The sequence below is a fragment of the Pseudoalteromonas sp. XI10 genome (assembly GCF_001469895.1).
Lineage (GTDB): Bacteria > Pseudomonadota > Gammaproteobacteria > Enterobacterales > Alteromonadaceae > Pseudoalteromonas.
The window spans coordinates 53,761-62,153 of record NZ_LOPY01000001.1; the positions used below are offsets into that span (position 1 = coordinate 53,761).

11 protein-coding genes are annotated in these 8,393 nt (G+C 41.7%); 7 read left to right on the top strand and 4 right to left on the bottom strand.

Annotated elements, in window-relative coordinates:
* The first annotated feature begins 11 nt into the window (after positions 1 to 11).
* From dprA to hemF, 5 genes are all read left to right on the top strand, one after another.
* Positions 12 to 1,109, top strand: a complete 1,098-nt coding sequence (gene dprA, locus AUR67_RS00250; protein ID WP_058583686.1) for a DNA-processing protein DprA — start codon at positions 12 to 14, stop codon at positions 1,107 to 1,109.
* Positions 1,102 to 1,575, top strand: coding sequence for a DUF494 family protein (locus tag AUR67_RS00255; RefSeq protein WP_054563780.1), 474 nt, complete (start codon positions 1,102 to 1,104; stop codon positions 1,573 to 1,575). Before dprA ends, AUR67_RS00255 begins: the two co-directional genes overlap by 8 nt.
* 71 nt (positions 1,576 to 1,646) lie before the next feature.
* The gene (locus tag AUR67_RS00260; RefSeq protein WP_058583687.1) at positions 1,647 to 2,216 is read left to right on the top strand and encodes a type I DNA topoisomerase; all 570 of its coding nucleotides are present in this window, start codon (positions 1,647 to 1,649) and stop codon (positions 2,214 to 2,216) included.
* A gap of 34 nt (positions 2,217 to 2,250) precedes the next feature.
* Complete coding sequence (locus AUR67_RS00265; RefSeq protein ID WP_058583688.1) at positions 2,251 to 2,817, top strand: L-threonylcarbamoyladenylate synthase; 567 nt, start codon at positions 2,251 to 2,253, stop codon at positions 2,815 to 2,817.
* Positions 2,818 to 2,819: 2 nt separating this feature from the next.
* The gene (gene hemF, locus AUR67_RS00270) at positions 2,820 to 3,770 is read left to right on the top strand and encodes an oxygen-dependent coproporphyrinogen oxidase (protein WP_058583689.1); all 951 of its coding nucleotides are present in this window, start codon (positions 2,820 to 2,822) and stop codon (positions 3,768 to 3,770) included.
* Here the strand turns inward: hemF and AUR67_RS00275 are convergent.
* The 3 genes from AUR67_RS00275 to AUR67_RS00285 form a co-directional block, all read right to left on the bottom strand.
* Positions 3,767 to 4,219 (bottom strand): hypothetical protein, encoded by a 453-nt coding sequence (locus tag AUR67_RS00275; protein ID WP_058583690.1) that lies wholly within the window; start codon positions 4,217 to 4,219, stop codon positions 3,767 to 3,769. The genes hemF and AUR67_RS00275 overlap by 4 nt on opposite strands.
* Positions 4,220 to 4,285: 66 nt before the next feature.
* Entirely contained in the window at positions 4,286 to 5,881 is a 1,596-nt protein-coding gene (locus AUR67_RS00280; protein WP_054563785.1) for a methyl-accepting chemotaxis protein, read from the bottom strand.
* An 81-nt stretch (positions 5,882 to 5,962) separates the two neighbouring features.
* Complete coding sequence (locus AUR67_RS00285; protein WP_058583691.1) at positions 5,963 to 6,394, bottom strand: group II truncated hemoglobin; 432 nt, start codon at positions 6,392 to 6,394, stop codon at positions 5,963 to 5,965.
* Positions 6,395 to 6,435: 41 nt separating this feature from the next.
* Here AUR67_RS00285 and aroE point away from each other — a divergent pair, with 41 nt between their 5' ends.
* A complete protein-coding gene (aroE, locus tag AUR67_RS00290; RefSeq protein ID WP_058583692.1) occupies positions 6,436 to 7,260 on the top strand; it encodes a shikimate dehydrogenase in 825 nt (274 codons plus the stop codon).
* Positions 7,257 to 7,511 carry a DUF1488 domain-containing protein gene (locus tag AUR67_RS00295; RefSeq protein ID WP_058583693.1) on the top strand — a complete coding sequence of 85 codons (255 nt, stop codon included), beginning with the start codon at positions 7,257 to 7,259 and terminating at the stop codon, positions 7,509 to 7,511. The genes aroE and AUR67_RS00295 overlap by 4 nt, the downstream gene beginning before the upstream one ends.
* Here AUR67_RS00295 and AUR67_RS00300 read toward each other — a convergent pair.
* The gene (locus tag AUR67_RS00300; RefSeq protein WP_058583694.1) at positions 7,508 to 8,041 is read right to left on the bottom strand and encodes a gamma carbonic anhydrase family protein; all 534 of its coding nucleotides are present in this window, start codon (positions 8,039 to 8,041) and stop codon (positions 7,508 to 7,510) included. The two genes, AUR67_RS00295 and AUR67_RS00300, sit on opposite strands and share 4 nt — an antisense overlap.
* Positions 8,042 to 8,393 lie beyond the last annotated feature (352 nt).

Below are 8,393 nucleotides of genomic sequence, written 5' to 3' on the forward strand. Positions count from 1 at the left end.
AAGGAGGGAGCATGGCACAGGTTTCAGGCAAGCTATCCCATTGGCTTGCCTTTTATTTATGTAAAGGGCTTGGAATAAAAAGCCTTGTTGCATTAAGTCAAAAACAGCCACTGGATGAGCTATTTAAGCTATCTAGTTTAGAGCTTCAGCGGCTGGGTTTATCACAAAGCCAAGCCGATAACTTAGTTAATACTGACTGGCAGTTAGTAGCCCACTACCAAGAATTAATAGCAAGACTTAAAATCAAAGTCATAAGCTATTTTGATAGCAGCTATCCGCCCTTACTCAAGCAAATAGCCAGTGCACCTATCTTATTATTTTGTTTAGGTAATACGGATCTATTACTGTCACCGCAAATAGCAATTGTCGGTAGTCGTAATGCCACACCGACAGGGCTTGAAGTCGCTGCTGAGTTTGCCCATCAACTTTCTGCTGTTGGCATGACGGTGACATCAGGTATGGCTATGGGAATTGATGGTGCAGCCCATAAAGGCGCATTAGCCGGGTCAGGCAATACCATTGCCGTACTGGGTACGGGTATCGATATCGCTTATCCAAAACGCCATCGCTTACTCATAAAACAAGTTGCAGAGCGGGGCTTATTGGTTTCTGAGTTCTTGCCAGGCACCGCTGCTAATGCCGCTAATTTTCCGCGCCGAAACCGCATTATCTCTGGATTGTCATTAGGTGTATTGATTGTCGAAGCGCAAATTAAAAGTGGCTCATTGGTTACCGTACGCTATGCACTTGAGCAAAATAAAGAAGTATTTGCCGTGCCGGGTTCGATAAAAAGCCCACTATCAGAGGCAAGCCATTTTTTAATTAAGCAAGGCGCTAAATTGACAGAAAATATCACTGATATTCTTGATGAAGTGAGCTTTTTCTGTGAAAACAGTCTATATAGTATAGAACAGCCTATAGCAGATGAACCCGACTGCCCAGTGTTCAAAAGTATAGGGTATGAGGTAACAAGTGTTGATCAAATAACACAGCGCAGCCAATTACCTGTAGACGAAGTACAAGCTCGGTTACTCGACCTAGAGCTCGCAGATAAAATCGAACGAGTACTAGATGGTTATATAAGACTAGGAGGACATAAACATGTTTGACATCCTCATGTATCTTTTTGAAAACTATATCCATAGTGAAGCTGAAATCTTTACTGAAGAGAACGAACTTACCGATGAGTTGGTTCGTGCTGGCTTCAATAAACCTGAAATCTACAAAGCCCTTGATTGGCTAGAGCAACTTGCTGACTTACAACAAAGTGATATCTACCCGTACCTTAATGCCCAACCACAACATGCTATGCGTATTTACACTGACAGTGAATGCCAAATGTTAAGTGTTGAGTGTCGCGGTTTTTTAATGTTTATCGAGCAAATTGGCGTGATTAACACTGTAACCCGCGAAATGGTTATAGATAGACTTTGTGCTCTAGATAAACCATTTATTTCTTTGGAAGATCTAAAGTGGGTGGTGCTTATGGTGTTATTTAATGTACCAGGGTCAGAGCAAGCTTACGCACAAATGGAAGACTTAATATTTGACGAGCCAGCTGATGTATTACACTAAGTAGACTTTGCTTGTATCTTTGTTGAGTTTGGGTATATTAGGCGAAAATTAGCCAACCCCACAGGAATCTTATGAGTAAAATCGACCATTCTCTTTTTTCTGCAGATAAGCATGCACTCGAAAAAGAGTATGAGGTTTGCCCTAAATGCGGTTCTGAATTGGTTATGCGCAACTCAAAGTCAGGGCCGTTCTTAGGCTGTGCCAGTTACCCAAAGTGTGACTTTATCCGCCCATTAGCTCATCACGATAGCCAACAAATAAAAGTACTCGAAGACAGTGCCTGCCCAGAGTGTGGTAAGCCATTAGTAATTAAAAATGGCCGCTACGGTATGTTTATTGGGTGTACTGGCTATCCTGAGTGCCACTATATTGCCCATGATGAAGAGCCTGACGATGCCCCTCAATTACCTGCTTGTCCTAAATGCAAAAAAGGCCAGCTGGTTGCGCGTAATAATAAGTTTGGCAAAACCTTTTATTCTTGTGATGGCTATCCGCGCTGTAAATATACCCTTAACCACAAACCTGTGGCGACCGAGTGCCCGGCCTGTCAGTGGCCAATTATGACCGAAAAGAAAACTGCCTCAGGTGTTGTGTTACAATGCCCGCAGAAGTCGTGTATGCATAAGTTAGTCGAATCTTAATGCACTTGTAATTTGTTTATTTAGGAGAGTTTCTTTGTCTGATCCTGTTACACAACCAGCCAATGCAATTGACGCTTTGCAGCAAGGCGGTGTAATTGTTTACCCAACCGAAGCTGTTTTTGGTCTTGGTTGCGATCCTGATAACCAAGCTGCGGTTGAAAAGCTTTTAGCCATCAAACAACGCCCTGTAGAAAAAGGGTTAATTTTAATTGCTGACAATTATGGCCAGTTATTAAAGTATGTAGATGATGCCAAAATCCCAATGGATAAACGTGCTGATATCTTTTCACAATGGCCAGGTGCTATCACTTGGGTGATGCCAGCAGCAAAAGAAACGCCAAAGTGGCTAACAGGCCAGTTTGATACTATTGCGGTACGTGTTACTGATCATCCTACGGTAAAAGCCCTGTGTCAGCAATTTGGTAAGCCGTTGGTTTCAACAAGTGCAAACTTAACCGGTCAAGAAACGGTAATGACTATCGCACAAGCGAAAAGCGAATTTGCAGACACAGTAGATTTTTATGTTGATGAGCCGTTAGGTGGCAACAGCCAACCAAGTGTGATCAAAGACGCAGCGACCGGTAAAGTATTTAGAGGATAAACATGCAAAGCGAGCTACTCGAACAAGTTAAAACCTATTTAATGGCCTTACAAGATACAATTTGTCAGGGCCTTGAAAATGCTGACGGCAAAGCAAAATTTGTTGAAGACAATTGGCAACGTGCAGAAGGCGGTGGTGGCCGTACGCGTGTTATCCAAGGTGGTAATGTCATCGAACAGGGTGGGGTAAACTACTCGCATGTATTTGGTGCTTCAATGCCAGCATCAGCAACAGCACATCGTCCAGAGCTCGCGGGTCGTAGCTTTCATGCATGTGGTGTGTCATTAGTGATCCACCCTAATAATCCACATATTCCAACTAGCCATGCCAATGTCCGTTTCTTTATTGCCGAAAAAGAAGGCGAAGAGCCAATTTGGTGGTTTGGCGGTGGTTTTGATTTAACCCCTTATTACCCTGTTTTTGAAGATGTACAACATTGGCATCAGGTGGCTAGCGATTTATGTCAGCCATTCGGTGCTGAGGTTTACAATAAATATAAAAACTGGTGTGATGATTACTTTTATCTAAAACACCGCAGTGAAACACGTGGTGTTGGTGGCTTATTCTTTGATGATTTAAATGAGCTTGGCTTTGAACAAAGCTTTGCCTTTATGCAGGCGGTAGGAAATGGCTATTTAGATGCTTACCTTCCTATAATTGAGCGCCGCAAAGACACGCCAACAATCGATCAGCAACGCGATTTCCAACTGTATCGTCGTGGTCGTTATGTTGAGTTTAATCTTGTTTGGGACCGCGGCACATTATTTGGCTTACAAACAGGTGGACGTACTGAATCAATTTTGATGTCGATGCCACCATTGGCACGTTGGGAGTATAACTATGTACCTGCTGCAGATAGCCCTGAGGCTAAGCTGTATCAGTACTATTTACGCCCACAAGATTGGTTAAATAGCAAAGAGTCTGATTTAGTTGCACGCCAATGGCAGCTTTAATCAAGTATTGAAACTACTCGAACCAACATTGCGTTGTCACCCTCTACGAGGGTGGCAACACTGTCACTGCTAGGCAGCTCTGCCAAGACACTAAATAGCACTTCTGCTTTTAATATCTTTAGCTTATCAGGTGTTGTATCAATGGGGGCGCTAACCTGTGTTAAGCATTGACTGATATCACAGGCATAGAAATCAAGTTTCACCTCAAAATATTCAGGGTGCTGAATCAGCTTATCAAAACCACCAACAATACTTTGTTCATACTTATCGCTTTGTGAGGTTTTATCTTGGCTGAGAAGAGATTGAGCAATTTGTTGGATATCATCACGATGTATATATTCATTAACAGTGCTTATTTGATCAGCAGATTCATTCACGCTGTGTTGATAGGTAAATAGTAACGCCGCAATAATTCCAATACAGACTAAAAGAGTTGTTATAAATTTCACTTAAACATCCTTATTTACTATGAAATGCATATAACAACTCTAGCAGTTGCACGAAAAGCGCGCAATTTAGCTTAATTTAAAGCGTCTTACTTGCTCATCAAGTGAACGAGCTAACGACAACAGCTCTTCGCTTACTTTTTGGTTTTCATGGGCATCGACTAATGAGTGCTCGGCATTGTCACTAATTGCAATAACGCTCTGGTTAATTTCTTCAGCCGCGAGGTTTTGCTGTTCAGTGGCATCAGCAATTTGCACGTTAAGTTGGTTTATCTCACTCATTTGTGAAGAAATATCACGTAATGCTTTAGCTACTTGCTTAACTTGCACAGCTCTTTCGTCTGCTTCTTCGCAAGAGTTATTCATGGTATTAACGGTTTGTGCCGCTTCACTTTGTAGCTTGTCGATAGTGCGGCGAATTTCGTCGGTTGAGTCATGAGTGCGGGTCGCTAAAGTACGTACTTCATCGGCTACCACAGCAAAGCCTCGGCCAGCTTCACCAGCACGAGCCGCCTCAATGGCAGCATTAAGTGCAAGTAAGTTTGTTTGTTCGGCAATGCTACTGATCACCTCGAGTACTTTACCAACATCTAACGTTTGGGTTTGCAGTTGACTTACTTGCTCGGCAGCTGCTCTAACATCTGCCGCAAGTTGATTAATACTTTGCTCAGTGTGCTCAGCAACATGTAAGCTTTGCTGCGCAAGTTGATTACTGTGCTCTGACTTTTCAGATGCAAAATGGGTGGTGTTTTTAACTTCGCTTGATGAGCTTTCTAGTTCATTGATGGCGGCAGCGACCGAGTCTGTCCCTTGCTTTTGCTTTAAGATCGCTTGCTCAGTAGCATCCGCTGAGGCATAAATGCTTTCGGCAGAGTGGATCAATACCTTAGAAGAATGGGAAACTTGGGCAATATTATCTTTAAACGCACCAATCATGTGATTAAAGCTGGTGGCAAGAGAACTAAGCTCGTCATTATTACTGTCATCTACCGTGAGGCTTAAATCTTTATTGGTGGTTGCCAAATGCATGGTATGGCTAATGACTTTTAAGCGTTTGATGAAAATTTTTCTAAACATCACTGCTAGTAGTGAGAAAGCCGAAATGAAAATAGCCGCTAATAGTAGCGTGTTCATTAAGGTGTTTTGCGATACTTCTTGCTCAATATCAGCCAACGAATAACTAATTTTTACTACACCTAACACATCGCCTTCTTGTGCTTGATGGCAGCCTAAGCAGTTTGTTCCTTTATAATCACTGCGAGCAAACATAGGCTTTAGATAAGTCATCGTACTTTTTTGATTATCAATAAATAGTGCTTCAGTGCCTGTTAGTGCTTTTCGCTCAGCATCGTTAGTCGCAACTTGGTTGGCATTTCCTGGCCCATAAATTTTATTAACGATTGGACTACGTATGATATGAGCATCTTCAATATTAGGATGACTTCTTAATTTAGTACTTAGAATTTCACGATTAGCCATAGTGCCTGTCAGCATCATGGTATTAATAGAATCAAAGTAATTATCGGCAAGCAGTTTTATGTTACTTTCAACGGTATCTCTTGCTAATTCATGTTGTTGCTGGGCACTACTAAATATACTGGCAAATAATACCAATACGCCTGTTAGCGCTAACAAGGCATAAATTTTAAATTGGATAGACTTCATTCGACGACGCTTTTTCTAAATTAAGGAAAATTTATTATCTTTATTTAGAAAAAGCGTACATTGATATAGCGCAAAGCTTAGTTAGTTTTGATTGATCATATGGCTGGCGAGTTGCGATAACGACTGTCTTAACCCTTCGCGAAGTAGTGGGTTATCAATCTCGATATCAAGCGTTTTATTCATACAATGCATCCATTGGTCACGTAGGTCTTGATCAATAGGGAAAGGCATGTGACGCTTTCTTAGCATTGGGTGACCATATTTTTCAACGAATAGGTCAGGACCGCCCAGCCAGCCAGATAAAAACTCAAAGAAGACTTGGCGAATTCTATCTAAAGGCTGCGGATGCATATCATATAATGGTTTGGCGTATTCATCTGTGGCCATTATGTCGTAAAATCGATTTGCAATTGCTCGAGCTCCTGCTTCACCGCCAATAATTTCGTAAGGTGTTTTTTCTGGGGTAGGTGTTTCAGGCGCTGGTTTCGATTTAGAAAAAAGTCGTTTAATCATAATATTAATAAAGCTCTACAGGGCGAAGAGGTTGCTTCACTATGGACAAATACGCGGTTTTTGGAAATCCAATAAAACATTCGAAATCACCCGCAATACACGCACAATTTGCTGCATCATTAAACGAGCAAATACAATACAGCGCCATTTTAGCACCAACAGATGCATTTGAAAAAACTGTCGCTGAGTTTTTCGCTGCGGGTGGTAAAGGGGCTAATGTCACTTTGCCGTTTAAAGAGCAAGCGTTTGCTATGGTCGATGAACTAACAGAGCAAGCGAAAATTGCCGGAGCCGTTAATACTATTAAACAGCTTGAAGATGGCAGCCTACTGGGTGATAACACCGATGGTGTAGGACTTGTTAAAGATCTTTTAGCTAATAATGTCACCTTAAAAGGGCAGCGAGTTCTTCTTATTGGCGCCGGTGGTGCAGCGCGAGGTGTCATTCAGCCATTATTGAATGAGCATATAGAAAGCTTAACAATAGCCAACCGTACCGCCGAAAAAGCAAAGGCGCTAGCGAGTCATTTTAATGGTGAAATAAATGTGCAGGGCTTTGCTTTAAATGATATTCCAGCAAACAACTATGATGTGGTGATTAATTCAACCTCAAGTAGTGTAACTGGAGACCTGCCGGGTATAGCTGAAGACCATGTTGCTAAGTGTCAGTGCGCTTATGATATGTTTTACGCTAATGACGATACCGCATTTATTAGTTGGGTTAAGTCGAATAACCCAACATGTTTAACACTCGATGGTTGTGGCATGCTAGTTGGCCAAGCAGCACAAGCTTATTTTGTATGGCGCAATAAAATGCCAGAAATTATTCCCGTTGTTACCGCGCTTAAAGCAGGAGAAATTGCGTGAATCAAGCTATTCAATTTATAGACAGACTCGAATTTAAGCCAGTAGAAAAGCAGTTGGTATTTTTTGCCCAAGTAAGTGGCTTGATGGTGGAGTGTGTTATTGATACCAGCAAGTATGATTTTGCAGATCAAAGCAGTGCGGTTAATTACTTTGAATCTTATCGTTTCGATTACGAAGAGCTCGCCGAGCAACTGATTGAAGATGAGCAGTATAACTCGGCAGGACAAATCGAATTAACCGAGGTGTTTTAGCCCTCAGCTAAGTATTCATCTTTAAGCTGAACATAATTATCAGCAGAGATTTTTAAAAAGGCGCGCTCTTGCTCTGTTAAAGGGCGAGCCTGTTTAACAGGGCTACCTACATAAAGGTAACCAGACTCTAAACGTTTGTTAGGTGGTACCAGTGAACCACCACCAATGATCACATCATCTTCAACAACTGCGTTATCCATTACTATTGCGCCCATACCAACAAGTATACGATTACCAAGTTGGCAACCGTGTAGCATAACCTTATGACCAACAGTGACATCATCACCAATAATAAGAGGGTAGCCATCGGGGTTTGACTTAGAGGCACGAGTTAAATGTAAAACACTGCCATCTTGAATGTTCGTACGTTCACCAATACGTATATAGTTAACATCACCTCGCGCAGCAACAAGAGGCCATACACTTGAATCTTTACCAAGCGATATATCACCTACTAAAACCGATGACTCATCAATATAAACACTATTATCGTATGTCGGAGTGATCCCTTTATAAGAACGGATAGTCATAAATTCACCTTTTAATTTTAAAATGCGCTCAGTCTAGTGTAACAGCGAAGCAAATAAATACACCAAAACAGGCCTAAATTGACTGCAAAACACCCAGTTTTAGGGTGTTTAGTTCAAAAGCTGAGCGAACAGTAGGTTTTTTTAAATTTTATTGAAAAAAGTGCTTGCGTAAAAAATCCATCTCCCTATAATGCGACCCCACTGACACGGCGGGCAGCAACGAAAGGCGCTGAACAACGTAACAGAGAGTTAAGTGAAACTTCGGTTTCAAATAATCGAAAGAAAGTTTGAAATTAAGTGTTGACTCGAAAAATTAAGGATGTATTATACGCATCCCTAGCGACAACGTCGC

Coding starts and splice junctions, on each gene's coding strand:
- AUR67_RS00260 (WP_058583687.1), top strand. CDS start 1,647: ATGAGTAAAATCGACCATTCTCTTTTTTCTGCAGATAAGCATGCACTC.
- AUR67_RS00255 (WP_054563780.1), top strand. CDS start 1,102: ATGTTTGACATCCTCATGTATCTTTTTGAAAACTATATCCATAGTGAA.
- hemF (WP_058583689.1), top strand. CDS start 2,820: ATGCAAAGCGAGCTACTCGAACAAGTTAAAACCTATTTAATGGCCTTA.
- AUR67_RS00300 (WP_058583694.1), bottom strand. CDS start 8,041: ATGACTATCCGTTCTTATAAAGGGATCACTCCGACATACGATAATAGT.
- AUR67_RS00280 (WP_054563785.1), bottom strand. CDS start 5,881: ATGAAGTCTATCCAATTTAAAATTTATGCCTTGTTAGCGCTAACAGGC.
- aroE (WP_058583692.1), top strand. CDS start 6,436: ATGGACAAATACGCGGTTTTTGGAAATCCAATAAAACATTCGAAATCA.
- dprA (WP_058583686.1), top strand. CDS start 12: ATGGCACAGGTTTCAGGCAAGCTATCCCATTGGCTTGCCTTTTATTTA.
- AUR67_RS00285 (WP_058583691.1), bottom strand. CDS start 6,394: ATGATTAAACGACTTTTTTCTAAATCGAAACCAGCGCCTGAAACACCT.